Genomic DNA, 26,744 nt, shown 5'->3' with positions numbered 1-26,744 from the left:
CTTCGTCGTGCCCACAAGTGACCTGAACCGCGCCGAGGCCGGGCCGACGACAGAGGGCGGGCCGACGACCCAGGGCGGGCCGACGACGGTGGAGCGGCACCGGATCCTGGTCGAGTGGAACGAGACGGTCCGGCCGGCACCCCCGGCGACCTGGCCGGAACTCTTCGCCGAGCAGGTACGCCGGGCGCCCGGCGCGGTCGCGGTGGTCTGCGAGGACGTCGAGCTGACGTACGCGGAACTGGACGCCCGGGCGGACCGGCTGGCGTACGCGCTGCGCGCCCGGGGGGTCGGGCCGGAACGGGTGGTCGCGCTCTGCCTGCCCCGCTCGGTGGACATGATCGTGGCCGAGGTGGCGGTGCTCAAGGCCGGCGGCGCGTACCTGCCGGTGGACCAGGACTATCCGGCCGAGCGGATCGGCTTCATGCTGGCCGACGCGCGGCCGGTCTGCCTGGTCAGCACCGCCGCGCTGGCCGGCGAGCTGCCGGAGACCCCGGGCCTGCCGAGGCTGCTGCTCGACGAGCTGACCGACACCGATCAGGTCGAGCCGGCCCCGGGAGGCGTGCCGTCGCTCTCCCCGGAGAACGCCGCCTACGTCATCTACACCTCGGGGTCGACCGGCCGGCCCAAGGGGGTCGTCGTCTCGCACGCCGGGGTGGCCAAACTGGTCGCCACCCAGCGCGCCCGGCTCGGCGTCGGGCCGCACAGCCGGGTACTCCAGTTCGCCTCGCCCAGCTTCGACGTGGCGTTCTGGGACCTCTGCCTCGGGCTGCTCTCCGGCGGCCGGTTGGTGGTGGTGCCGGCCGAGCGCCGGGTGCCCGGCCCGGCGCTGACCGAGTACGCCCACCGGCACGGCGTGACCTTCATGATCCTGCCGCCGGCCCTGCTCGCCGCGATGCCCCGGGAGTTGACCCTGCCGGCCGGGGCGACCCTGCTGGCCGGTACCGAGCGGGTCTCCCCGGAACTGGTCGCCCGGTGGGCCCAGGGCCGGCCGATGTTCAACGCGTACGGGCCGACCGAGGCGACGGTCAACTCGACGCTGGGGGAGTGCGACCCGCAGACCCCGCCCGGTGGCGTGGTGCCGATCGGCCGCCCCGACCCCGGCACCCGGTGCTACGTGCTGGACGCCGCCCTCCAGCCGGTGCCGGTCGGCGCCACCGGCGAGCTGTACCTCGGCGGCACCGGGCTGGCCCGGGGCTATCTCGGCCAGCCGGGGCTGACCGCGCAGCGGTTCGTCGCCGACCCGTACGGGCCGGCCGGCGGGCGGCTCTACCGCACCGGGGACCTGGTGCGCTGGCTGCCGGACGGGCGGCTGGAGTTCCTCGGCCGTGCCGACGACCAGGTGAAGATCCGGGGGTACCGGATCGAGCCGGGCGAGATCGAGTCGGTCCTGGCCCAGCATCCGGCGGTCGGCCAGGTCGCCGTACTGGCCCGGCCGGGTCGCGACGGTCAGCAGCGACTCGCCGCGTACGTCGTACCGGCGCTGGACCGGCCGGCGGATCGGGACGCCGAGGTCGAGTCGGCCCGGGTGGGCGACTGGCAGCGGCTGCACGAACTGCTCTACACCGCCGGGCGCACCGAGCGGTTCGGGGAGAACTTCACCGGTTGGAACAGCAGCTACGACGGGCTACCGATCCCGCTGACCGAGATGCGCCAGTGGCGGGACCGGACGGTGGAACGGATTCTCGCGCTGCGCCCGCGCCGGGTGCTGGAGATCGGCGTCGGCAGCGGCCTGCTGCTGGCCAAGGTGGCGTCGGAGGTCGAGTCGTACTGGGGTACCGATCTCTCCCCGGCGGCGATCGAGGCGCTGCGCGACCAGGTGGCGGCGGTCCCGGCGCTGGCCGACCGGGTCGAGCTGCGGGCCCAGCCGGCCGACGTCACCGAAGGGCTGCCGGCCGGCTACTTCGACACCGTCGTGCTGAACTCCGTGGTCCAGTACTTCCCGAGCGTCGACTACCTGGCCGACGTGCTGCGCCGGGCGATCGGCCTGCTGGCACCGGGCGGCACGGTCTTCGTCGGCGACGTGCGCAACCTGCGGCTGCACCGCACGCTGCGCGGGGCGATCGAGGCGGGCCGCCGCCGGCCGGACCCCGACGGCCGGCAGGCCGCGCTGGCCGCCGTCGAGCAGGGCCTGCGCTGGGAAGGCGAACTGCTGCTCGACCCCGACCTCTTCCCGGCACTGACCCGGGAGGTGCCGGCGATCACCGCGGTCGACCTCTGGGTCAAGCGCGGCCACGCGCACAACGAACTCACCCGCTACCGGTACGACGTGGTGCTGCGCACCGCCACCAGCCCCACTCCGTCCACTTCAGACGAGACGATCGAGCTCTCCTGGGCCACCGAGCCGGCCGGGCTCGCCGGGCTGGCCGACCGGCTCGACTCGGCGCGGCCGGCCGTACTGCGGGTGACCGGGGTGCCGAACGCCCGGCTGGCCGCCGACCTGGCCGCCTACCGGGACCTCTCCGGCGACACCGGCCCGACCGGCGACACCGGCCCGGCCGTCGATCCCGAGGCGGTGTACGAGCTGGCCGAACGGCACGGCTACCGGGTCGAGGTCACCTGGTCCGGTACCGCCGGCGACGGCCGCCTCGACCTGCTCTTCTCCCGCCCGGACGCGGTACCCGCCGAACCGGCGTACCGGCCCGCCCTGCTGGAGCCGGCCCCGCCGCACCGGTACGCCAACCGGCCCGCGCCGTTCCGGGACGTCACCGCGCTCCTGGCCGAGCTGCGCGGGTACGCCCGGAGCTGGCTGCCCGACCACATGGTGCCGGCCGCCTTCGTACCGCTGCACAGGTTGCCGGTGCTGCCCAGCGGCAAGCTGGACCGGGCCGCCCTGCCGGCGCCGGACTTCGCGGCGCGCAGCACCGGAGCCCGGCCTCGGGACGCCCGCGAGGAGGTGCTCTGCGCCCTCTACGCCGAGGTGCTGGGGCTGCCCGAGGTCGGCGTGGAGGACGACTTCTTCGCCCTCGGCGGGGACAGCATCGTCTCGATCCAGCTGGTGATCCGGGCCCGGCAGGCCGGGTTGGTGGTCACGCCGCGCCAGGTCTTCCAGCGCCGTACCGTCGCCGAGCTGGCGCCGGTGGCCGAGTCGCTGTCGCGGGCTGTCTCCGACGATCCCCTGGCCGGAGTCGGCGAGTTCCCGCTCACTCCGATCATGCGCTGGCTGGACGAGTGCGGCGGGCCGATCGACGCGTTCGCGCAGTGGCTGGCGGTTCGGGTACCGGCCGAGGCGACCGTCGAGCGGCTGGCCGCCGCGCTCCAGGCGGCGCTGGACCGGCACGACGTACTCCGGTCCCGGCTGGTCCGGGCCACCCCGGGACAGCCGGGCCGGCTGGTGGTGCCGGCGCCCGGCACGGTGCCGGCGGCAGACCGGCTGTACCGGGTCGACGTCGCCGGGCTGACCGACGAGGCGCTGCGGGACCGGATCGTCCGTGCCGCCGACTCCGCGGGCGCCCGGCTGGCCCCGGAGGCCGGTGTGATGCTCCAGGCGGTCTGGCTGGACGCCGGCCCGGACCGGGCCGGCCGGCTGGTCGTGGTGGTGCACCACGCGGTGGTGGACGGGGTCTCCTGGCGGATCCTGCTGCCCGACCTGGCCGCCGCCTGGACCGACGTGCTGGCCGGACGGCCGCCCCGGCTGGAGCCGGTCGGCACCCCGCTGCGCCGCTGGGCCGAGCTGGCGCACGCCGACGCCGAGTCGGCGGAACGGACCGCCGAGCTGCCACTCTGGACGGAGCTGCTGCGCGGCGACGACCCGGCGCTGGCGGACCGCCCGCTGGACCCGGTCGGCGACCTCGACACCGTCCGCCGGCTCACCCTGCGGCTGCCGGCGGAGCAGACCGCACCGCTGCTCACCAGCATCCCGGCGGCGTTCTCCGCCGGGGTCAACGACGTGCTGCTCACCGCGCTCGCGCTGGCCCTCGCCGACTGGCGCCGGCGCCGGGGGACCGGCGTGCCCGGACCGGCGCTGGTGGCGCTGGAGGGGCACGGCCGGGAGGAGCAGCTCGCCGACGGCGTCGACCTGTCCCGCACCCTCGGCTGGTTCACCAGCATCTTCCCGGTCCGGCTCGACCCCGGACCGATCGACCTCGACGAGGCGCTGGCCGGCGGCGAGGACGCCGGCCGGGCGCTGAAGCGGATCAAGGAAGGGCTGCGGGCCATCCCCGACCACGGGCTCGGGTACGGGCTGCTCCGGCACCTCAACCCGGAGACCGCCGCCGTACTGGCCGGGCTGCCGCAGCCGCAGATCAGCTTCAACTACCTCGGCCGGTTCGGGGTGGAGTCGTCCGCCGACGGCTGCTGGACCGCGCTGCCCGGGCTCGGCCTGCTCGCCGGTGGCTTCGACGCCGGCATGCCGGTGGCGCCGTACACGCTGGAGGTGAACGCGTTCACCGAGGACCGGCCGGACGGGCCCGGGCTCGGCGTGACCTGGGCCTGGCCGGCGACGCTGCTCGGCGAGGCGGACGTGGCGGAGTTGGCGCAGGGCTGGTTCGCCGCGCTGGACGCGCTGGTCCGGCACGCCGCCCGGCCGGGGGCCGGCGGGCCGAGCCCGTCCGACTTCCCGCTGCTGCCGCTGCGCCAGGAGGACGTGGACGCGCTGGCCGGCACCGTACCGGCGGTCGCCGACGTGCTGCCGCTGACCCCGTTGCAGGAGGGGTTCTACTTCCACGCGGTCGCCGCCGGAGCCGACCGGGACCCGTACCGGGTGCAGCAGGTGATCGAGCTGCGCGGGCCGCTGGACGCCGCCGCGCTGCGCCGGGCCGGGCAGGACGTGCTCGACCGGCACGCCCCGCTGCGAGCCGCGTTCCCGCAGCTCGCCGATTGGCGGCCGGTGCAGCTCGTCGCGGACGGGATCGCGCTGCCGTGGCGCGAGGTCGACCTGACCGGGTACCCCGAACCGGAGCGGGCGGCCGAGTTCGAGGCGCTGGCCGAGGCGGAACGGGCAGCCCCGTTCGACCTGACCCGGCCGCCGCTGCTGCGCTGCGTACTGGTCCGGTGGGCGGAACAGCGACACAGCCTGCTGCTCACCCACCACCACATCGTCACCGACGGCTGGTCGGCCGGGGTGACCCTGCGGGACCTGCTCGCCCGGTACGCCCCGGACGGCGAGCCGGACCGGTTGCCGCCGGTCACCCCGTACCGGCGGTACCTGGAGTGGCTGGCCGGCCGGGACCGGGCGGCGGCCGGCGACGCCTGGCGGGCCGCGCTGGCCGGACTCGACGGTCCGACCCGGCTCGCCGCCGAGGCCGAGGAGGGCTTCGACGGGATGTTCCACGCCGAGCGGGCCCGGGTGGTGCTGCCGGCCGAGGTGGCCGCCGGACTGGCCGGACGGGTCCGGGCGGCCGGGCTGACCGTGGGCAGCGTGCTGCACGCTGCCTGGGCGGTGGTGCTGGGCCGGCGCCTCGGCCGGCGTGACGTCGTCTTCGGCAGTACGGTCTCCGGCCGGCCGGCCGAACTGGACGGTGTCGAGGCGATGGTCGGGCTGTTCATCAACACCCTGCCGGTCCGGCTGCGCTGGACTCCGGCCGAACCGCTGGTCGAGCTGGCCGGCCGGCTCCAGCGGGAGCAGGCCGAACTCCTCGACGCGCAGCACCTCGGGCTGCCGGCGATCCAGCGGTTGGCCGGTGTCGGCGAGCTGTTCGACAGCCTGGTGGTGCTGGAGAACTACCCCGTCGACCCGATCCCGGCCGGGCCGGCCGGCGGTCTCGCCCTGGCCGGGGTCGAGTTCCGGGAGGCGACCCACTATCCGGTCACCCTGCTGGTGTCGCCCGCCGGCGAGTCGCTGGACCTCACCGTGGAGTACGACCCGGACCGGATCGACGCCGCGACCGTACGCCAGCTCCGTAGCGGCCTGGCCGAGGTGCTCGGCGCCTTCGTCGCCGAGCCGGACCGGCCGGTCGGGCGGATCGACCTGCTGCCGGCGGCCGAGCGCGGCAGCGTACTGGCCCGGTTCACCGGCCCGGTCGCCCCGGTGCCGCCGGAGACCCTGCCCGGCCTGGTCGCCGCGCAGGCGGCCCGGACGCCGGACGCGGTCGCGCTGATCGACGGCGAGCGGCAGCTCGGGTACGCCGAGCTGGACCGCCGGGCCGCCGGGCTGGCCCGGCGGCTGGCCGCCCGTGGGGTCCGGCCGGGTGACGTCGTCGCGGTGGCGGTGCCCCGGTCGGCCGAACTGGTGGTGGCGCTGCTCGGCGTCCTGAAGGCGGGTGCCGCATACCTGCCGCTGGACGTCACGCATCCCCGGGAACGGCTCTCCGTCGTGCTCGCCGACTCCGGCGCCCGCGCTGTCGTATCCACCGTGGACGTGCTGGCCCGGCTGCCCCGGCCGGCCGGCGTGGCGCACCTGCTGGTCTCGGCGACAGCCGAACCGGAGGAACTGGCGGGCGCGGCTGGCGAGGGCACCGGAACCCCGGCCGGCGACCCGGACTCACCGGCGTACCTGATCTACACCTCGGGGTCGACGGGCCGTCCCAAGGGGGTACTCGTCGGCCACCGGGCGATCGTCAGCCAGCTCGCCTGGTCGCAGCGGCGGTTCGGGCTCGGCGCCGACGACCGGATGCTGCAACTCGCCCCGGCCAGCTTCGACACCTCGGTCTGGGAGATCTTCTGGCCGCTGTCGGCCGGTGCCGCCGTGGTGCTGCCCGGCGAGGACGAGGCCGGTGACCCGAGCCGACTCGCCGGGCTGGTCCGCCGGCACCGGGTCACCGCGGTCACCTTCGTACCGTCGCTGGTCGAGGCGTTCCTGCTCGCCGACGAGCTGACCGCCGATCCCGGCTGGGCGGCCAGCCTGCGCTGGGTCTCCTGCGGCGGCGAGGCACTCTCGCCGGAGCTGGCCCGGCGCTGGCACGCGCAGACCGGCACGGCGCTGGACAACTTCTACGGGCCGACCGAGACGGCGGTGCAGGTCACCTGGTGGGCGAACGACGGCGGCGCGGAACGCAGCGTGCCGATCGGCCGCCCGGTGGCCAACACCCGGCTGTACGTGCTGGACGACTGCCTCCGCCCGGTCCCGCCCGGCGTACCCGGTGAGCTGTACGTCGCCGGAACCCAGCTCGGGTACGGCTACCACGCCCGGTTCGGGCTGACCGCGCAGCGTTTCGTCGCCGACCCGTACGGGCCGGCGGGGCAGCGCATGTACCGCACCGGTGACCTGGTGCGGTGGCGTACTGACGGCGTACTCGAATACGTCGGCCGCGGCGACGACCAGGTCAAGATCCGGGGGCACCGGATCGACCTCGGCGAGGTGGAGGCGGTGCTCCGGACCGGGCCGGGTGTGGCCCAGGCGGTCGCCGCCGCTCGGGTCGACGGCCGGGGCCGGACCGGCCTGGTCGGCTACCTGGTGCCGGTGGCGGGGCTCCGGCTCGATGTCGAGGCGGTCCGCGCGGCGGCCCGGGCCCGGCTGCCCGAGTCGATGGTGCCGGGCCGGTTCGTGGTGCTCGACGCGCTGCCCCTGACCGCCAGCGGCAAACTCGACCGGGCCGCCCTGCCCGCCCCACCGGGCACCGGCACGACGCCCGCCGTGGCGGAACCGGCCGCCGGAGCCGAGCCGGGCGCGGGAGCGAGGTCGGGTGTCGGGACCGAGCCGACCGCCGGAGCGGAATCGGCCGGCCGGGACACCGGTCCGCACGGCCCGTCCGCACCGGCCGGCACGTCCACCCCGGCGACCCCGTCCGATGTGGACACCCCGGTGCACTCCGGTGGCGGCTCGGCCGAGCGGCTGCTCCGGGAGGTCTTCGCCGAGGTCCTCGGGCTGCCCGAGGTCGGTGCCGACGCGGACTTCTTCGCCCTGGGCGGCGACAGCATCCTCTCCATCGCGGTCTCCAGCCGGGCCCGCCGGCACGGACTGGCGCTCGCCCCGCGCGACGTCTTCCGGCACCGGACCCCACGAGCGCTGGCCCGGGCCGGCGGCGGCGACGCCGCCCTGTCCCCGAGCGACCCGCCGATCGCGGCCGGCGCCGCCTCGACGGCAGCCGCCTCGACCACCGCCGCACCGGCGGCCGGTTCTCCGTCGGCCAGCACCGCGAGCCCGGTCGGAGGCCGCGCCGACGGGGTAGCGGGCGCGGATCCGGACGAGCTGGGTGAGGTGTCGCTGCTGCCGATCGTGCACTGGCTCCGGGAGACCGGACTGCCGATCGACCGGTTCACCCTGAGCACCCTGCTGGTGGTACCGGCCGAACTGGACCTCGGGTCGCTGGTCGCCGTCCTCCAGGCGGTGCTGGACCGGCACGCCGGCCTGCGGCTCCGGCTGCGCCGGATCGCCTCCGTGCTCTGGTCGCTCCAGACGACCCCGGCCGGCACCGTACCGGCGGCCGACCTGGTACGCCGGGTCGACGTGACCGGGCTCGACGACGCCGGGCTGCGCGACGTGCTGACCGCCGAGTCCGCCGCCGCCACCGACCGGCTGGATCCGGACGAGGGGCGCATGCTCCAGGCGGTCTGGTTCGACTCCGGCGACCGGCCCGGCCGGCTGCTGCTCGCCGCCCACCACCTGGTGGTCGACGGCGTCTCCTGGCGGATCCTCCTGGCGGACCTGGCCGCTGCCTGGGCCTCGGTACGGGTCGGGCAGCCCCCGATTCTCGCCCCGGTCGGCACCTCGCTGCGGCGGTACGCCCGGGTGCTCGGCGAGCACGCGCACCGCCCTGAGCGGCTGGCGGAACTGGCGCACTGGGTGGAGACGCTCGCCCCGGGAGCGGAGCTGCTGCCCGCGCAGACCCGGCCGGTGGCGGGACCGGCCCGCCAGCACGTGGTACGCCTCGACCCGGCCGAGACGCTGCCGCTGCTCACCGCCGTACCGGCGGCGGTCGGTGCCGAGGTCACCGGGGTACTGCTCGCGGCGCTCCGGCTCGCGGTGACCCGGTGGCAGCACCGGCACGGCCACGACGGCGGCGCCGATCTGCTGGTCGACCTTGAACGGCACGGCCGGGAGGAGGTCGAACCCGATCTCGACCTCTCCCGCACGGTTGGCTGGTTCACCAGCGTCCAGCCGGTACGCCTGCCGGCCGGCACCGACCCGATCGAACTGCTCGGTACGGTCGGCGAGCGGATCCGGGCGGTTCCGGACGGCGGCCTCGGCTACGGGCTGCTGCGGCACCTGAACGCACAGGCGGCGCCGATCCTGGCCGGACTCTCCTCGGCCCAGGTGCTGTTCCACTACTACGGCCGGTTCCCCGGCGGCACCGAGCTGGACTGGACGCCAGCGGCCGAGTCCGACGCGATCACCACCGTCAACGGCGGGCTGGGCCTGACCCACCTGGTCCAGGTCGACGCGGTCGCCACCGAGACCCCGGCCGGGCCGGTGCTGACCGCGACCTGGACGTGGCCGGACGGCGTGCTCGACGAGCCGGACGTGACCGGGTTGGCCGCCGAGTGGCTCGACGCGCTACGCCAGCTCAGCACCGCGGCCATCCAGCCGGCGGGCACCGCTGATCCGGACGGTGCCGAGGCCCGGCCCACTCCGGCGATCGCGGCCGGGCTGTCGCTGAGCCGGGACGACATCGACCGGATCGAGCGGATCAGCCCGGTACCCGTGGCGGAGATCTGGCCGCTCTCGCCGTTGCAGGAGGGGCTGTACTTCCACGCCAGCTACGACACCTCGGCGCTGGACGTTTACACCGCGCAGGACGCCTTCGACCTCGGGTACCGGCTGGACCTGGACCGGCTGCGCCGGGCCGGAGCTGCCCTGCTGGCCCGCAACCCCAGCATGCGGGCCGGGTTCGCCAGCGAGGGGCTGCCCCAACCGGTGCAGTTCGTCGGGGTGGCCCCCGAGCTGCCGGTGACCGAGGTGGACCTGACCGGCCTCGACCCGGAGGCCCAGCGGGCCCGGATGGCCGAGCTGATGGCCGAGGACCGGCGTACCCGGTTCGACCTGACCCGGCCGCCGCTGTGCCGGCTGCTGCTGCTCCGGCTCGGCGACGACCGGGACCGGCTGGTCGTCAGCCACCACCTGGTGCTCTGGGACGGCTGGTCCGAGGAACTCTTCGTCGAGCAGCTCTTCACGCTCTACGAGCGGGACGGCGACGACCGGGACCTGCCGCCGGCCGGCTCCTATCGGGATCACCTGGAATGGCTGGCCACCCAGGACACCGAGCTGGCCGGTCGGGCCTGGCGGGACACCCTCGCGGGCCTCGCCGAGCCGACCCTGGTCGCCCCGGAGGCGAGCCTGGCACCGGTCGTCCCGCACCGGGTCCGGGCCGAACTGCCGGCCGCGCTGGGCGACCGGCTGCGCGGGCTGGCCCGCCGGCACGGGCTGACCCTCAACACCGTGCTCACCGCGGCCTGGGGGCTGGTCCTCGGCGGTCACCTCGGTCGCACCGACGTGGTCTTCGGGATGACCGTCGCCGGCCGGCACGCGGACGTGCCGGATGTGGAGAACATCATCGGGCTCTTCCTCAACACCGTGCCGGTACGCGTCACCGCCGGGCCCGGCGAACCGGTGCTCGGCCTGCTGCGCCGGCTGGGCGAGCAGCGGATCGAACTGATGCCGCACGACCACCTCGGGCTCGGCGCGGTGCAGCGGGCCAGCGGGCACGCCCGGCTCTTCGACACCCTCTACGTGTTGCAGAACTTCGTCGACGAGGGGGAGTCGGCCCGGCTGCGGGACCGGCACGGGATCGCCGCCCTGGACGGGGTGGACGCTACCCACTATCCGCTGACCCTGGTGGTCACCCCGGCACAGCGGCTCCGGGTCGCCCTGGACCACCGCCCGGACGTCGTACCCGGTCAGGTGGCCCGGACCCTGCTGGACCGGTTCGTCGCGCTGCTCGCCCGGCTGGTCGCCGAGCCGGAGATCCCGGTCGGCCGGCTCGACCTGCTCACCGGGGCGGAACGGGCCGAGCTGGCCGCCGAGTGGACCGCCACCCGGCACCCGATCGGCACCGAATCCGTCGCCGACCTGCTCGCCGAGCAGGCCGCCCGGACCCCGGACGAGGTCGCACTGGTCTTTGCCGGCCGCACCCTGACGTACGCCGAGTTCGACGCCCGGATCAATCGGCTGGCCCGGCTGCTGGTCGCCCGGGGCGCCGGACCCGAGCAGGCGGTCGCGTTGGCGCTGCCCCGGTCGATCGAGATGGTGGTCGCGCTCTTCGCGGTGCTGCGCACCGGAGCCGCGTACCTGCCGCTGGAGCTGGATCATCCGGCCGAACGGCTGGCCTTCGTCCTCGCCGACACCGCCCCGATGTGCCTGCTGACGGTGACTCCGGTCCGGGCGGGGCTGCCCGCGACCGACACCCCGACCGTGCCGCTCGACGATCCGGCGGTACTGGCCGAGCTGGCCGGGCTCTCCGGTGCGGCGCTCACCGACGCCGAACTGCCGGCCGGGTTCGCCCGGACCGATCCGCACCGGCTGGAGCACCCGGCGTACCTGATCTACACCTCCGGCTCCACCGGGCGGCCGAAGGGGGTGGTGACGCCGTACCGGGGGTTGACGAACATGCAGCTCAACCACCGGGAGGCGATCTTCGACCCGACCGTGGCGGCGGCCGGCGGCCGGCGGCTGCGGATCGCGCACACCGTCTCGTTCGCCTTCGACATGTCCTGGGAGGAACTGCTCTGGCTGGTCGAGGGGCACGAGGTGCACGTCTGCGACGAGGAGTTGCGCCGGGACGCCCAGGCGCTGGTCGCCTACTGTGACCGGCACCGGATCGACGTCGTCAACGTCACCCCGAGCTACGCGCACCACCTGATCGAGGAGGGCCTGCTCGACCGGTCCGAGCCGACCGAGGTCGGGAGCGGTCGGCACCGGCCGGTGCTGGTGCTGCTCGGCGGCGAGGCGGTCTCCGAGGCGGTCTGGAACCGGCTGCGGGACACCGAGGGTACGGCCGGCTACAACCTGTACGGGCCGACCGAGTACACCATCAACACCCTCGGTGGCGGCACCGGAGACAGCGCCACCCCGACCGTCGGCCGGGCGATCTGGAACACCCGGGCCTACGTGCTCGACGCGTACCTGCGGCTCGTCCCACCCGGCGCCCCCGGTGAGCTGTACATCGGCGGGATCGGGCTGGCCCGGGGCTACCACCGGCGGCTCGGGCTGACCGCCGAGCGCTTCGTCGCCGACCCGTACGGTGCGCCCGGGGAGCGGATGTACCGCACCGGTGACCTGGTCCGGCGCCGGCCGGACGGGAACCTGGACTTCCTCGGTCGCACCGACGACCAGGTGAAGATCCGGGGGTACCGGATCGAGCTGGGCGAGGTCGAGAGCGCGCTGGCCGAACATCCGCTGGTGGCGCACGCCGCCGTGGTCGTCGACACCACCACGGACCCGGCGGTACGCCGGCTGGCCGGCTATCTCGTCCGCGCCGCGCAGTGGACGGAGCCGGACGACGACGCCGTGCTGGCCGCCCTCCGGGCGGACCTGAAGCGGCGGCTGCCGGACTACATGGTGCCGGCCGCGCTGGTGCCGCTGGACCGGCTGCCGCTGACCGTGAACGGCAAGCTCGACGTGGCGGCGCTGCCGGCCCCGACGGTCCGGGCCGGTACGGCCTCCCGCCCGCCGGCCACGGCTGCCGAGGAGGCGCTCTGTGCCCTCTTCGCCGAGCTGCTCGGCGTGCCGGAGATCGGCGTCGAGGACAACTTCTTCGACCTCGGCGGCCACTCCCTGCTGGCGATCCGGCTGGTCAGCCGGGCCCGGGTGGTGCTCGGCGCCGAGCTGGCGATCCGCGACCTGTTCGAGGCGCCGACCGTCGCCGAGCTGGCTGCCCGGATCGGGGCCACCGGGCCGGAGGGCGCGGCCGGTGACGGCGCTGCCCCGATCGCACTGGTCCGGGCCGAGCGCCCCGCCGTTCTGCCGCTCTCCTTCGCGCAGCAGCGGCTCTGGATGATCCAACAGCTCACGCCGGAGACGGCGGCGTACCACTTCCCGATCGCGGTACGGCTGCGCGGGCGGCTGGACGTGGTGGCGCTGGGTACCGCGCTGGCCGACCTGGCCGGCCGGCACGAGACGCTGCGGACCCTGTTCGGCGAGCGGGACGGTCGGCCGTACCAGCGGGTGCTGCCGGCGGCCGACGCCCGGCCGGTGCTGGAGAGCGTCGCCGCCGCTCCGGACGAGGTCGCCGGGATCGTCCGGGACGCGGTGCGCCGCCCGTTCGACCTGACCACCGAACTGCCGCTGCGGGCCACTCTCGTCGCGGTCGACCCGGCACCGGAGGGCACCGAGGAGCACGTGCTGGTGCTGGTGCTGCACCACGTCGCCACCGACGAGTGGTCGGACCGGCCGTTCCTGCGCGACCTCGGCACGGCGTACGCGGCCCGTCGGGCGGGACGGGCGCCGGACTGGGCACCGCTGCCGGTCCAGTACGCCGACTACACCCTGTGGCAGCGCCGGCTGCTCGGCGACCCGGCGGATCCGGCCAGCCTGGCCGCCCGGCAGCTCGACTACTGGCGTACCACGTTGAGCGGGGCGCCGGAGGAACTGGTGCTGCCCACCGACCGGGCCCGCTCGGGCCGGCCGGACCCGGCCGGGGCGGAACTTTCCGTGGTGCTGCCCGCCGAGGTCGGCGCGGGGCTGCGCCGGCTCGCCTCCCGGACCGGTACCAGCCTGTTCATGGTGGCGCACGCGCTGGTCGCAGCCCTGCTGCACCGGCTCGGCGCCGGCACCGACATCCCGCTCGGCGCGCCGATCGCGGGGCGGGGTGACGCGGCCCTCGACGACCTGGTCGGGTTCTTCGTCAACACCCTGGTACTCCGGACCGACCTGTCCGGCGACCCGACCTTCACCGAGCTGCTGTCCCGGATCCGCCAGACCGACCTGGCCGCCTTCTCCGCCCAGGAGGTGCCGTTCGAGGCCGTGGTCGAGGCGCTCAACCCGGCCCGTTCGGTCTCCCGGAACCCGCTCTTCCAGGTGATGGTGGTGCACCGCAACCGGACCGCCGCGTGGAGCGGCCTTGCCGGGCTGACCGTCGCCGACGAGCCGGTCGACACCCCGACCGCAAAGTTCGACCTGGTCTTCGACTTCGCCGAGTCCGTCGAGCAGCCGGCGGGCGACGGATCCGTGGACCAGTCGGGCGGAAGCGGCGACGACGCGTTGAGCTGCCTGCTGACGTACCGGACCGACCTGTTCGACCGGGAGACCGTCGCGCTGCTCGGCGAGCGGCTGCTCCGGCTGGCCCGGGCGGTCGTCGCCGACCCCGCGACGCCGCTGGGCCGGATCGACGTCTTCGTCGGCGACGAGCGGGACCGGGTGCTGCGCGAGTTCAACGCCACCGGCCGGACGGTGCCGGAGGAGACCCTGCCGGCCATGTTCGCCCGGCGGGTGGCACAGACCCCGGAGGCGGTCGCCGTGGTCGACCGGGAGCGGACGGTGTCGTACGCCCAACTGGACGCCGAGGCGGCCCGGATGGCGCGGCTGCTCGCCGGGTACGGCGTCGGCCCGGAGACGGTGGTCGGGGTGGCGGTGCCCCGCTCGCTGGAGACCGTGGCGGTGGTACTCGGGGCGCTGCGGCTCGGTGCCGCGTTCCTGCCGCTGGACCTCGGCCATCCGGCCGACCGGCTGGTGTACATGGTCGAGGACTCCGGCGCCCGGACCGTGGTGACGACACCGGAGGCCGCCGAGCGGCTGCCGGAGCTGCCCGGAGTGGACCGGCTGCTCGTCGCGCCGGTCCACCCGGAGCCGGTGCCGGCGACGCCGGCCGACCCGGCCGGGACCGGGCCGGCGGTCCCGGCCGGGCTGGACCACGCGGCGTACGTCATCTACACCTCGGGCAGCACCGGTCGGCCCAAGGGCGTGGTGGTGCCGCACGAGGGGATCGGCAGCCTGGTCGCGACCGCCGCCGACCGGATGGGAGTGGACGGCTCCTCCCGGGTACTCCAGTTCGCCTCGACCGGCTTCGACGTCTTCGTCTTCGAGCTGGCCATGGCGCTGTGTGCCGGTGGCCGGCTGGTGATCGCCCCGGACGAGGCCCGCGCGCCCGGCCGGCCCCTGGTGGACCTGCTGGAGCGGGAACGGGTCAGCCATGCCATCCTGCCGCCGTCCCTGGTGTCGGCGTTGCCGCCGGACTGCCAACTGCCGGCCGGGCTGGTGGTGCTGGTCGGTACCGAGACGGTGCCGCCGGACCTGATCGGCCGGTGGGCACGGCGGCTGCGGCTGTTCGCCGCGTACGGGCTGACCGAGGCGACGGTGAACTCCACGCTCTGGCGGGCCGAACCGGACTGGTCGGGCGCGGTGCCGATCGGACTGCCCGACCCGAACACCCGGGCGTACGTGCTGGACGAGCGGCTCCGCCCGGTACCGCCCGGGGTGGCCGGCGAACTGTACGTCGGCGGGCGCGGTCTGGCCCGGGGCTATCTCGGCCGTCCCGGGCTGACCGCCGAGCGCTTCGTCGCCGACCCGTACGGCCCGGCCGGCGCCCGGATGTACCGGACCGGTGACCGGGCGCGGTGGCGGGCCGACGGCATCCTGGACTTCCTCGGCCGGGTCGACGACCAGGTGAAGATCAGGGGCTTCCGGATCGAGCTGGGCGAGGTCGAGGCGGTGCTGGCCCGGCACCCGGGGGTACGCCAGGCGGCGGTGGTGGTGCACCGTAACGCCGACCTGACCCGACTGGCCGGGTACGTCGTACCGGCCGGCGGACCGCTGGACCCCGCCGAGGTACGCGCGCACGCGGCCGACCTGCTCCCCGACTACATGGTCCCGTCCGCCGTGCTGGTACTCGACGGACCGCTGCCGCTGACCGCCAACGGCAAACTGGACCGGCGTGCCCTGCCGGTGCCGGACTGGGCGGCGCTGACCGGCGACGAGGCACCGGTCACCCCGGCACAGCAGGCCCTCGCCGGACTGGTCGCGGAGGTGCTCCGGCTGCCGAAGGTGGGGATCTCGGACAACTTCTTCGCCCTCGGCGGGCATTCGATGGCGGCGATGCGACTGCTCGGCCGGATCCGGGCGGCGCTCGGCGTCGACCTGGCGGTGCGGGACATCTTCGAGGCGCCGACGGTGGCCGGGCTGGCGGACCGGCTCGCCGGGGCGGTGGCGGGGCGTCCGGCACTGCGCCCGGCACAGGACGCCGCCGAGCCGGTCGCGGCTCCGGTGCAACAGATCTGGTGGGACCTGCACCGTGCCACGGCCGAGCGGAACCCGTCCGGCCGGACCGGTTGGGACCTCGCCCTGGTGGTCCGCGCGGGCGGACCGGGCGTCGCCCCGGACGGTGGACCGGGCGACGGGACCGGGCTGGATGACGGGACCGGCGGCGGACCCGGTGACGGGCCGGGCGGGGCGCCGACGCTGGACGTGCCGGTGCTGGCGGCGGCGCTGGCCGACCTGGTGGAGCGGCACGAGCCGCTGCGTACCGCGCTGGCGGCCGATGCGGCCGGCGAGCCCGTACCGGTGCCGGTGGGGGACCGGGCACTGCTGGAGGTGCTGCCGGAGAGCGGGGTGCCGCTGGACGAGCGGATCACCGAGCTGGTCGAGGCTGGCGTGGACCCGACCCGGGAGCCGCCGCTGCGGGCCCGGCTGCTGACCGGGCCGGGCGGTGCTCGGGTACTGCTGCTGACCATGCACTACCTCGGCGTGGACGAGTGGTCGGTAGTGCCACTGGCCCGGGATCTCGGCACCGCGTACGCGGCCCGGGTCGCCGGGCGGGTACCGGAGTGGTCGCCGCTGCCGGTCGGTTATCCGGACTATGCCCGCTGGGCTCGTACCCTGCTCGGTGATCCGGCCGACCCCGGCAGCCGGCACACGCGGCAGCTCACCTGGTGGCGGGAGGCGCTGTCCGGCGTACCCGATCGGCTGGCCCTGCCGACCGACCGGCCGCGACCGGCGGCGCTGTCCGGGCGCGGTGGCCGGGTCGAGTTCGTGCTGGACCCGGCGTCGCACCGGGCCGTCGACGAGCTGGCCCGGCAGACCGGGACCAGCATGTTCATGGTGTTCCAGGCCGCCCTCGCGGCGCTGCTGCACCGGATCGGCGCCGGCCCGGACGTCCCGATCGGCACCCTGGTGGCCGGCCGGACCGAGGCGGCTCTCGCCGACCTGGTCGGCTGCTTCGTCAACCCGCTGGTGCTGCGCACCGACACCGGTGGCGACCCCACCTTCACCGAGCTGCTCGGCCGGATCCGGGAGGCGGATCTGAGCGCCTTCGACCGCCAGGACGTCCCGTTCGACGCGGTACGCCGCCTCCTGCCGGCCGGCGCGACGCTACCGCCGGTGATGCTGGTGCACCACGAGGAGGCCGGGCTGGACGGCCCGGACGGCGCGGCGGCGCTGCGGTTCGTGCCGGTGCCGACCGGGACGACCCGGACGGAGCTGACGGTCAGCTTCTACGAGCCGGTCGGCGACGGCCCGGTGCACGGCGAACTAGAGTACGCGGTCGAGCTGTTCGACCCGCCGACCGCGCGCCGGCTCACCGACGAGCTGCTCGGGCTGCTCGCCTCGGCGCTCGCCCGGCCGGGTCTGCGGCTCTCGGCGCTTGCGCCCGACACCGCCGGCCAGGCGCCACCCCTGCCCACCCAGTCGGACGGCGCTTCCGCCGACCACCCGGAAAGGACCGACGCATGACCACCAATCCGTTCGAGGACCCGGACGGGCAGTACCTCGTGCTCGTCAACGACGAGGGGCAGCACTCGCTCTGGCCGTCCTTCGTGGACGTACCGGCCGGCTGGGCGGTGGCGTTCGGCGCGGACGGTCCGCAGTCCCGGGACGCCTGCCTGGCGTACGTGGAGGAGAACTGGACCGACCTGCGTCCCCGCAGCCTGCGGGAGCGGATGGCCGGCGCCACCGCCGAACCGGTTCGCTGACCAGCAGGCGTCCCGGCGGCTCGGTTTCGAGGCGTACCTCCGACCCCCGGCCGATCATGCACCGGGGGTCGGAGGTAGGGGGCGGGACAGGGCACGTCGTGCGGCAGGTCGTAGCAGGACCAGCCCGGCCACCTGAACGTAGATCTCTCGCTTGTCGGTAGCGACACCTTTCTGGTCGACCACGTAGCCGGCGATCCAGGCGAACCCGTAGTAGGTGGGTCGGGAGTCCACGGCCACCACCCGTAGCATCAGCTTCCGCTCGCCCCTGAACTGCACGCTGGCGCAGATCAAGCGGATCCGTGAGGAAGCCGGCGTGACTGCCGAGCAGGCGGCCGACATCATCGAGGTCTCGGCGAGCACGATGCGCCGGATCGAGCAAGGCCGAGTCGGGATCAAGGGACCAGCGCTGAATGCCTTGCTCGATCGGTACGGCGTGAGCGATCCCGAGCTGCGTGAGACGTTGCTGACGATGGCCCGGTCGGGCAAGCAACGTGGCTGGTGGGCCAAGTACGGCGACCTTCCACCGTCGTACCGGCAGTACATCGGGCTGGAGTCAGCCGCAGACGAGATCCACAACTTCGAGACGCTGGTCGTGCCGGGCTTGCTTCAGACCGAGGAGTACGCCCGCGCCATCATCACCGAGGACGCGTCCCGGCCCACACCGGCCGGCGTGGAAGAACGAGTAGCAGCACGAGCCCAGCGACAGAAGCTCATCACGGACGGCACCCTCCGCCTGGTCGCCGTGATCGACGAAGCAGTACTGCACCGTCAGATCGGCGGAGCCGAGGTCATGCGTGCCCAGCTCACGGCTATGCTCGACGCTGCGAAGCTGTGGAATGTCACGCTCCAGGTGATCCCGTTCCGTGAGGGCGCGTACGCGTCGATGTTGTCGAGCTTCCACATCCTCACCTTCAGCGAGGGTCCCGGGGTGGTCTACATCGAAGGCTTGACCGGCGACCTCTACGCTGAGGGCGAGGACGTTCGGCGGTGCGCGGACGTCTTCGCCAGCCTTCGGGCAGCAGCGTTGTCGGCAACCGCCTCGGCTGCCATGATCAAGAAGATTCGTGACACCGAGCACCAGACCTGAGGGAGGCGCCATGCTGACTGGCGAGTGGCGTAAGAGCACCCGCAGCGGCGGCAACGGCGCATGTGTGGAAGCTCGATACACCGGCCACACCACCGAAGTCCGTGACAGCAAGGACATCACCGGCCCGGTGCTGGCGTTCACCCCGGCGGCGTGGCGGACGTTCGTCCGGCACATTCGCTGACCGGCGACGCCACCGGAACAGCTTGGCAAGCCGCCTTCATGATGGTGGGCCGGCCGTTGGGGCGCCGCGTCGACATCTTCCATGCCGTGCTCGGCGAACGTGCGCAGGATGGGGCACCAACCGCCGAGTCAAGGACCCGAGCAGCATGAAGAAGATCGTCGTTCTCGGCCGTGGTGGCGCGGGCAAATCCACCTTCGCGGCTCGTCTGGGCGCCGCCCTGACCTTGCCAGTCATCGAGCTGGATGAACACTTCTGGGCGCCCGACCTCACCCCAACCCCAAAGGACCGATGGGCGCAGATCCAACGACAGCTAACCGAGCCTGAGCAGTGGGTCATCGACGGCGACCTGGGTCCGTACGACGTTCTTGACGTACGGCTACGGGCCGCCGATACCGTGATAGTGCTGGACTTTCCACTCTGGCGCTGCGCTTGGCGCGCGGCGCGGCGCTCCCGCGAGAACCTGGCCTTCTGGCGCTGGCTCTTCGCCTACCGGCGCCGCAGCCTGCCCCTGGTCATGAACGAGATCAGGAGCAATGCCAACCGGGCTGAGTTGCGCGTCCTCCGCACCCCCCGCGCTGTCGAACAATTCCTCAACCAAGCCAGCACCACATCCCTGCCTTACCAAGGCCCTTGACAGACCAAAGACACGTTCCCACAGCCCGTGCGGCGCCTTTACCGACCCCTGCCGAACGATCGGCTTGCAGGCAGTGTGTGGCGTCGGCGCTCCGGGGCCGGACCGCCGACGCCACGGGTTCAGCCGGCTGGGGTCAGCCGGATCATGTTCCAGGACAGCGGCGGCAGGACAGCGCCGACCCGCCCGTCCTCGACCTTGAGGTCGCCGAGCCGGCTCGGGGTCACCCGCTCGGGCGCCGCCGCGCTGTTCGTCGCCTCCGGGTCCGCGTCGGCCAGCACGACATGCTCCCCGGCGACGAGACCGGAACAGGCCCGCAGGTCGACGTCGAGGGCGAGCGGTTCGCGCTGGTCGCGGTTGACCGCGAAGAGGGTGACCGCGCCGGACTCGTCGTCCCGGACGGCGGTGGCGGTGACCGTCGGCACCTCGCCGTGCCGGGCGGTGTCGTGCGACGGCCCGGTCGGCTCGACCCGCAGCACGGTGCCGCGACCGTGCCGGGAGGTCAGCGCGAACGGGTGGTACGTCGGCTGCACCCACACCGGCCCGCCCGGCTCGCTGCGGATCGGCGCGATGACGTTGACGAGCTGCGCCAGACAGGCGATCTTGACCCGGTCGGCGTGCCGGAGCAGTGAGATCAGCAGGTCGCCGACGACCACCGCGTCGACCACCGAATAGGTGTCCTCGATCAGCCGGGGCGCCTCCGCCCAGTCGAGCTTCTCCTCACCGACGAACCGGCTCTGGTACCAGACGTTCCACTCGTCGACCGAGAGGTTGATCCGCTTCCGGTGCTTGCCGACCGCCCGGACGTGGTCGCAGGTGGCCACCACCGCCTCCATGAACCGGTCCAGGTCGACCGCGCTGGCCAGGAAGCTGTCCCGGTCGCCGTCGTGCTCCTGGTAGTAGCTGTGCACCGAGACGTAGTCGACCAGGTCGTAGGTCTCCTCCAGTACGGTCGCCTCCCAGCTGCCGAAGGTCGGCATTCCGCTGCCGGAACTGCCGCAGGCGACGAGTTCGATGGAGGGGTCGACCCGGCGCATCGCCTGCGCGGTCTGCGCCGCCAGTCGCCCGTACTCCCGAGCCGTCGTGAACCCGGTCTGCCAGGGGCCGTCCATCTCGTTGCCGAGGCACCACAGCTTGATGTCGTACGGGTCGGCGCTGCCGTGCTGCCGCCGCAGGTCGGACCAGTACGTCCCGGACGGGTGGTTGGTGTACTCCAGCAGGCTCCGGGCGGCGTCCACGCCCCGGGTACCGAGGTTGACCGCCATCATCGGCTCGCTGCCGACCCGGCGGGTCCAGCCGACGAACTCGTCGACGCCGACCTCGTTGGTCTCGATGGAACGCCAGGCCAGGTCGAGCCGGCGGGGCCGGGACTCGCGCGGGCCGATGCCGTCCTCCCAGTTGTAGCCCGAGACGAAGTTGCCGCCCGGGTAGCGCAGCACGGGTACGCCGAGCGCCCGGACCAGCTCCGCCACGTCCCGGCGGAACCCGTGTTCGTCGGCGGTCGGATGTCCCGGCTCGTAGATCCCGGTGTAGACGCAGCGCCCGAGGTGCTCCACGAACGAGCCGTAGATCCTCGGGTCGACCTCGGCGATCCGGAACGCGGGATCGATGGTCAACGCGGCCTGGTGCACAAAACCTCCAACGGTCGATCTTCGGTGCGGTGGTCAGCCTTTCAGCCCGGTGCCGGCGATGCCCTCGACGATCCGGCGCTGGAAGAGCAGGAAGACCAGGACCAGCGGCAGCGCGCCGAGGACCGCCGACGCCATGGTGTCGGCGTAGCGGATGCCGTAGGTGCCCTGGATGGCGGCGAGGCCGACCGGGATGGTCATCAGCTCCGGGTCGGTGACGGCGAGCAGCGGCCAGAGCAGGTTGTTCCAGCTCCAGACGAAGGTGAAGATCGTCACGGCGGAGACCGCGGGCCGGGACAGCGGCATGACGACCCGACGGTACGTCCGGAAGAAGCCGGCGCCGTCCATCCGGGCGGCCTCGTCAAGGTCCCGGGGGATCCCGTCGAAGAACTGCTTGAAGATGAAGACCGCGATGGCGGTGGGGACCTGCGGCAGGAACACCGCCCACCAACTGTTCAGCAGGTGCACGCTGCCGAGTTCCCGGAACTGCGGCACGACCAGCACCTGGTTGGGGATCATGAGGCCGCAGAGCACGAACCAGTAGACCAGCCGGCGGTACCGGAACCGCAGCCGGGACAGCGCGTACGCGGCCATGCTGGCGGTGAGCACCGTACCGGCCGCGCAGAGGGTCGAGGTGACGAAGCTGGAGAGGTACCAGTTGAGGATGTCGCTCTCCGTCAGCACGGTGCGGTAGGCGAGCAGCGTCGGGTTCTCGATCAGCCAGGTCGGGTCGGTGGTCTCCGCGTTCGGCTTCAACGAGGTGTCCAGCGCCCAGGCCAGCGGCACCAGCCAGAGCAGCGCGAACGCGACCAGGACCCCGATGCAGCAGCGGTTGAACAGGCGCAGCCGCCGGTCCACCGAGTTCGCCAGCGCCGCGCCACCGGCCTCGGTACGGCGGTCCCGGTCGGTGTCGCGGGTCGATTCGAGCAGTGCCATCCTCACACCTCCGATTCCTGGCGGCGGGTCATGACTAGCCAGACCGTGGAGACCGCCAGCACCAGCAGGAAGAACAGCGTGGACGCGGCGGCGGCGTAGCCGGTGCGGTAGTCGGTGAAGCCGACCTCGTAGACGTACTGGAGCGCCGAGCGGGTGCTGAAGTTCGGGCCGCCGCTGGTCATCAGGTACATCTGGTCGAAGACCTTCAGCGAGGCGATCACCTGGAGCACCACCACCAGCGTGGTGGTGCGGCCCAGCAGCGGCAGGGTGATCCGGCGGATCTGCTGCCACGGCCCGGCGCCGTCGATCGCGGACGCCTCGTAGAGGTCCCGGGGGACGTCCTGGAGGCCGGCGAGGTAGAGCACGAAGTTGAAACCGAGCGTCCACCAGACGGTGGTGATCGCCAGCGAGACCATCGCCCAGTCCGGGTCGCCGAGCCAGTTCGGCGCGGTGAGCCCGATCGCGTCGACGGTCCGGCTGAGCAGGCCGAGTTCCGGCGTGTAGATCCACAGCCAGATCAGCGCCACCACGGCGGAGGGCAGCACGTACGGCAAGAAGAAGGCCAGCCGGAAGAACCAGCGCCCCCGGCGGGCGCGCTCGGCCAGCAGCGCGAAGACCAGCGCCAGCACCACCAGCGGCGGGGTGGTCAGGATGGTGAACCAGACGGTGTGCCAGAGCGCCCACCAGAAGTCGGAACTGCCCAGCGCCTCGGCGTAGTTGTCCAGCCCGGCGAACTCGCCGAGCCCGGGCCGGACCAGGCTGGTGTGGAAGAAGCTCATCACCAGCCCGTACAGCGCGGGTCCGATGATGAAGAGCAGGTAGAACGCGAGGAACGGAGCCAGGAGGAGCAGCGCGGGCCGGCCGTTGCGGGGCCGCCGCTCGGCGGCGGGCGGCGATGAGGCGGATCCGGTACCGGTCCGGCCCGGGGAGTGTGTGGTGGTGGCCACGGCAAACCTCCGCAAGGTCAGGTCACACCGGCGACGGGGTCTGGGCGAGGATGGAGAGCTGCGACCGGATCTGCGCGATCGCGGCCTGGGAGGTGAGCTGCCCGCCCTCCACCCCGCCGACTGCCGAGCCGATCACGTTCTCGAAGTTCGAGCCGGAGCCGGAGTACCAGCCGGGCGGGTCGTAGACGGCGGTGTCCGCCGCGGCGGCGTAGCTCGACTGTGGACTGAGCCGGCGGTACGCCTCGCTCTCGGCGAACGGCAGCCAGGTCGGGACGTGCCCGCCCTCCGCCCAGGTGAGGCTCTGGTCGAGAACGAACCGCACGAAGTGCAGGGCCCGGTCCAGCCGGGCCTGGTCCAGGTCGGGGCGGACCGGCAGGACGAGGGTGTGCGAGTCGGCCTGCACGGCGTGCGGCCCGCCGAAGATGTTGGGCACCAGCGTCATCCCGAACGGCATCTTGGCGGTCTGGAAGGTGCTGATCTCCCATTCGCCGTTCAGGTGGAACCCGGCCTGCCCGGTGGCGAACATCGCGATCGCGCCCGGGTAGTCGGCGCCGCTCGGGATCAACCCCTGCTCGACGGTGAGGGCGCGCAGGTAGTCGAGCACCCGGGCGGCCTTGGCGTCGTCCAGCACCACCCGGGTGCCGTTGTCGGCCAGGATCTCGCCTTCGAGCTGGGAGTAGAGGGTCTGGAAGAACCGCCACGGCGAGGCCGGGTCGGAGTTGATGCCGTGCGTGGCGCCGTACTGCCCGGTCACCTGCTTGACCCGGGTGAGCGCGTCGACGAACGCCGCCTCACCGACGATCGGCTTGAGCTGACCGGCGGAGTCGAGCAGTCCGGCCTGCTGGCAGATGTCGGTGTTGTAGAAGAGGACGAACGGGTGGGTGTCCAGCGGGATCGCGTACGCCCGGCCGTCGACCAGCCCGGCCTGCCAGGCCCGCTGGTTGAAGTTCTCCGCGGCCATGCCGTGCCGGGCCAGGTCCTCGGGGCGCAGTTCCTGGAGCAGTCCCGCGTCGACCAGGGTCTTCATCCGGGTGAGGTGCGAGATCGCCACGTCCGGCGGTTCCTCGCCGACGCTGGCCAGGGAGAGCTTGGTGTAGTACGGGTCGCCCCAGGCCAGCGTGATGGCCTTGAGCGGGGTGTCGGGGTTCGCCCGGCGGAAGGAGTCCTGGATCTGCTGCATCCGGACGCCGTCCCCGCCACCGAAGAGGTTCCAGTACTCGACGGCGCCCGGCGCCGCCTCCGTCTTCAGCAGTCCGGCGCCGACCGGGGTGGCGCAGCCGGTGAGGGTCGCGGCGCCGGCACCGGCGAGCGCGCCGAGCAGTACGCCGCGGCGGCTCAGTGCGGGCCCGGGAGGCCGGGGGGCGGGTGGCGGACCGTGCATGGTTCCCCTCCTGACCGGAGTAGTCGATGAACCGTTTCAGGCACCAATCCCGGGGGCTCCGGCGGCGGGGCGACGCGGTACTGCCCCGATGGTCGCTACCGGAGCAGTCCGATGTGAGCGATCACACTGGTCCAGATTGTTGCCGCTTGAGGGAAGGTCGTCAATCGGTAGCCACCGTTTACCCAGAATGCGGCGTGGGGGTTCGGGACGCGGTCGGCCGCGCGACAGCCCAGGACCGAGCGGGCAGCTCCGACCGGATTCTTATCGTTTCAACGGGGCTCGGTGCTCGGGGCTCGGTGCTCGGTGCTGGGTGCTCGGGGGCCAGGGCCTCAGCGCTCGGTGCCGGTCGTCGGCTCCGGCCGCAGCTGCCCCGGCGCCGGGTCCTGCGCAGGCGTGTCCCGGGTGCCGGCCCAGGCCGCCCAGAGCGCCGCGTACCGGCCGCCGGCGGCGACGAGTTCGTCGTGCGTGCCGGTCTCCGCCACCCGGCCGGCGTCCAGCAGGATGACCCGGTCCGCGGCGGCCGCCTGGGTCAGCCGGTGCGCCACCACCAGTCCGGTACGCCCGTCCAGCGCCCGCGCCGCCGCCGTCTCCAACTGCCGGGCGCCGGCACTGCCGGCCTCGGCGGTCGCCTCGTCCAGGATCGCTACCGGCGGCGCCGTCAGTACCAGCCGGGCCAGGGCCAACTGCTGGGCCTGTGCCGCCGTCAGCCGGTGCCCGCCGTCGCCGACCACCGTGGCCAGTCCGTCCGGCAGCGCGCGTACCCAGCCCAGCGCACCGACCCGGTCCAGCGCGGCGAGCAGTTCGTCGTCGGTGGCGTCCGGCCCGGCCAGCCGCAGGTCCTCGGCGAGCGGTCCGGCGAAGACGTGCACCTCCTGGCTGACCAGGGCCACGGTTCGGCCGGCCACGGCGGCGCCGAGGTCCTCGATCGGTACGCCGCCGAGCCGGATGCTGCCGCCGCTGGGCCGGTGGATCCCGGCGATCAGCTTGGCCAGGGTGGTCTTACCCGCGCCGCTCGCCCCGACCAGGGCGACCCGCTCGTTCGGCGCCACGCTGAACGTGACGTCGTGCAGCACGTCGTGCCCCGGCACGTACGCGTGCCGCAGTTCCTTCGCCTCGACGCCGCCGTCCACCGGCACGGGCCGGTGGTCCGGCCGCCGGTGCGCCGGCAGCCGGGTGACGCCGACCAGCCGGACCAGGCTGGCGCTGGCCGACTGCGCGTCGTCGACCAGGCTCAGCGCGGCGTTGAGCGGGCCGAAGAGGTTGTGGAAGTAGAGGGCGGCGGCGGATGCCGTACCGACCGTGACCGCGTCCGCGCGCACCAGCAGGAAGCCGGTCACCAGTACGGCGGTCAACCCGACGAACTCGGCGAGGTTGAGCCGGCCGAAGAACCGGGTCATCAGCCGGATTCCGCGCAGCGTCAGCTCGACGGCCGCGGCGGAACTACCGGACACCCGGTGCAGGTGCGGTTCGGTGAGCCGGAACGCGCGGACGGTCCGGGCACCGCCGACGGTGTCGAGCAGTTGCTGCTGCTGGGCGCCGTGCGCCACCCGCTGGCTGGCGTAGAGCGGCTGGGCCCGGCGGGCGTACCACCGGGCGGTGTGCAGTTGGATCGGCACCGCGAGCAGCGCGGCGAGCAGGAACCGCCAGTCGAGTACGGCGAGCCCGACCAGTGTCAGGCCGATGGTCAGGCCGGAGCGGGCGAGCTGCGGCAGCGCCATCCGCACCGCCTCGGCGATCACCGTCACGTCCCCGGTGACCCGCGCGGTCAGGTCGCCGGACCCGGCCCGCTCGACCTGCTCCAGCGGCAGGTCCAGTACCCGGTCGATGAACCGTTCCCGCAGGTCCGCGAGCATGCCCTCGCCCAGCCGGGCGACCTGGGACAGCCCCAGCGCCAGCGAGATCCCCTGGACGACCGCGACCAGCCCGAGCAGCACCGTCGGGGCGGTGATCGCACCCGGTGGCCGTCCGTCGACGACCAGGTCCACGATGTGCCCGAGCAGCGGGGCGGTGAGCAGCCCGACCGCGGTGGAGCCGACGAGCAGGCCGAGGGCGCGGACGGCCAGGAACCGGCGCGACCGCAGCAACTCGGCCAGCGTGTCCCGGACCTGCCGCCCGGTCGCGGTCGGCAGCAGCTCACGGGCCGGCTGGTCGGCTCCGGCGGGCTCGCTCATCGGGGCACTCCTCCCGTCCTGGTTCCTCGGCCGGCGTTCACCTCAGCATCGACGCCCGGGAAAGCGTCCC

The 26,744-nt window shown here is 73.9% G+C and carries 10 protein-coding genes; 5 read left to right on the top strand and 5 right to left on the bottom strand.

The features are described 5' to 3' along the window. Positions 1 to 7 precede the first annotated feature (7 nt). From ACSMXO_RS23300 to ACSMXO_RS23280, 5 genes are all read left to right on the top strand, one after another. The gene (locus ACSMXO_RS23300) at positions 8 to 17,473 is read left to right on the top strand and encodes an amino acid adenylation domain-containing protein (protein ID WP_455413750.1); all 17,466 of its coding nucleotides are present in this window, start codon (positions 8 to 10) and stop codon (positions 17,471 to 17,473) included. Beyond that, complete coding sequence (locus ACSMXO_RS23295; RefSeq protein ID WP_455413749.1) at positions 17,470 to 17,712, top strand: MbtH family protein; 243 nt, start codon at positions 17,470 to 17,472, stop codon at positions 17,710 to 17,712. Before ACSMXO_RS23300 ends, ACSMXO_RS23295 begins: the two co-directional genes overlap by 4 nt. A gap of 214 nt (positions 17,713 to 17,926) precedes the next feature. Further along, the gene (locus ACSMXO_RS23290) at positions 17,927 to 18,799 is read left to right on the top strand and encodes a helix-turn-helix domain-containing protein (protein WP_455413748.1); all 873 of its coding nucleotides are present in this window, start codon (positions 17,927 to 17,929) and stop codon (positions 18,797 to 18,799) included. Between the two features lie 10 nt (positions 18,800 to 18,809). Continuing rightward, a complete protein-coding gene (locus ACSMXO_RS23285) occupies positions 18,810 to 18,980 on the top strand; it encodes a DUF397 domain-containing protein (protein WP_455413747.1) in 171 nt (56 codons plus the stop codon). A 145-nt stretch (positions 18,981 to 19,125) separates the two neighbouring features. Then, positions 19,126 to 19,614, top strand: a complete 489-nt coding sequence (locus ACSMXO_RS23280) for a hypothetical protein (protein WP_455413746.1) — start codon at positions 19,126 to 19,128, stop codon at positions 19,612 to 19,614. A gap of 119 nt (positions 19,615 to 19,733) precedes the next feature. Here the strand turns inward: ACSMXO_RS23280 and arfA are convergent, their stop codons facing one another. The 5 genes from arfA to ACSMXO_RS23255 all read right to left on the bottom strand — a co-directional run bounded on the left by arfA (position 19,734) and on the right by ACSMXO_RS23255 (position 26,674). Next, a complete protein-coding gene (gene arfA, locus ACSMXO_RS23275) occupies positions 19,734 to 21,242 on the bottom strand; it encodes an arabinosylfuranosidase ArfA (RefSeq protein ID WP_455413745.1) in 1,509 nt (502 codons plus the stop codon). Between the two features lie 33 nt (positions 21,243 to 21,275). Then, positions 21,276 to 22,175, bottom strand: coding sequence for a carbohydrate ABC transporter permease (locus tag ACSMXO_RS23270; protein ID WP_455413744.1), 900 nt, complete (start codon positions 22,173 to 22,175; stop codon positions 21,276 to 21,278). A 2-nt stretch (positions 22,176 to 22,177) separates the two neighbouring features. Continuing rightward, positions 22,178 to 23,122, bottom strand: a complete 945-nt coding sequence (locus ACSMXO_RS23265) for a carbohydrate ABC transporter permease (protein ID WP_455413743.1) — start codon at positions 23,120 to 23,122, stop codon at positions 22,178 to 22,180. Positions 23,123 to 23,144: 22 nt separating this feature from the next. After that, entirely contained in the window at positions 23,145 to 24,503 is a 1,359-nt protein-coding gene (locus ACSMXO_RS23260) for an extracellular solute-binding protein (RefSeq protein ID WP_455413742.1), read from the bottom strand. 329 nt (positions 24,504 to 24,832) lie between these two features. Then, on the bottom strand, positions 24,833 to 26,674 hold the full coding sequence (locus ACSMXO_RS23255; RefSeq protein WP_455413741.1) for an ABC transporter ATP-binding protein: 1,842 nt from the start codon (positions 26,672 to 26,674) through the stop codon (positions 24,833 to 24,835). Positions 26,675 to 26,744: the final 70 nt, after the last annotated feature.

This window comes from Plantactinospora sp. DSM 117369 (genome assembly GCF_053764795.1).
This window is presented reverse-complemented; position numbering and strand designations above follow the sequence as displayed.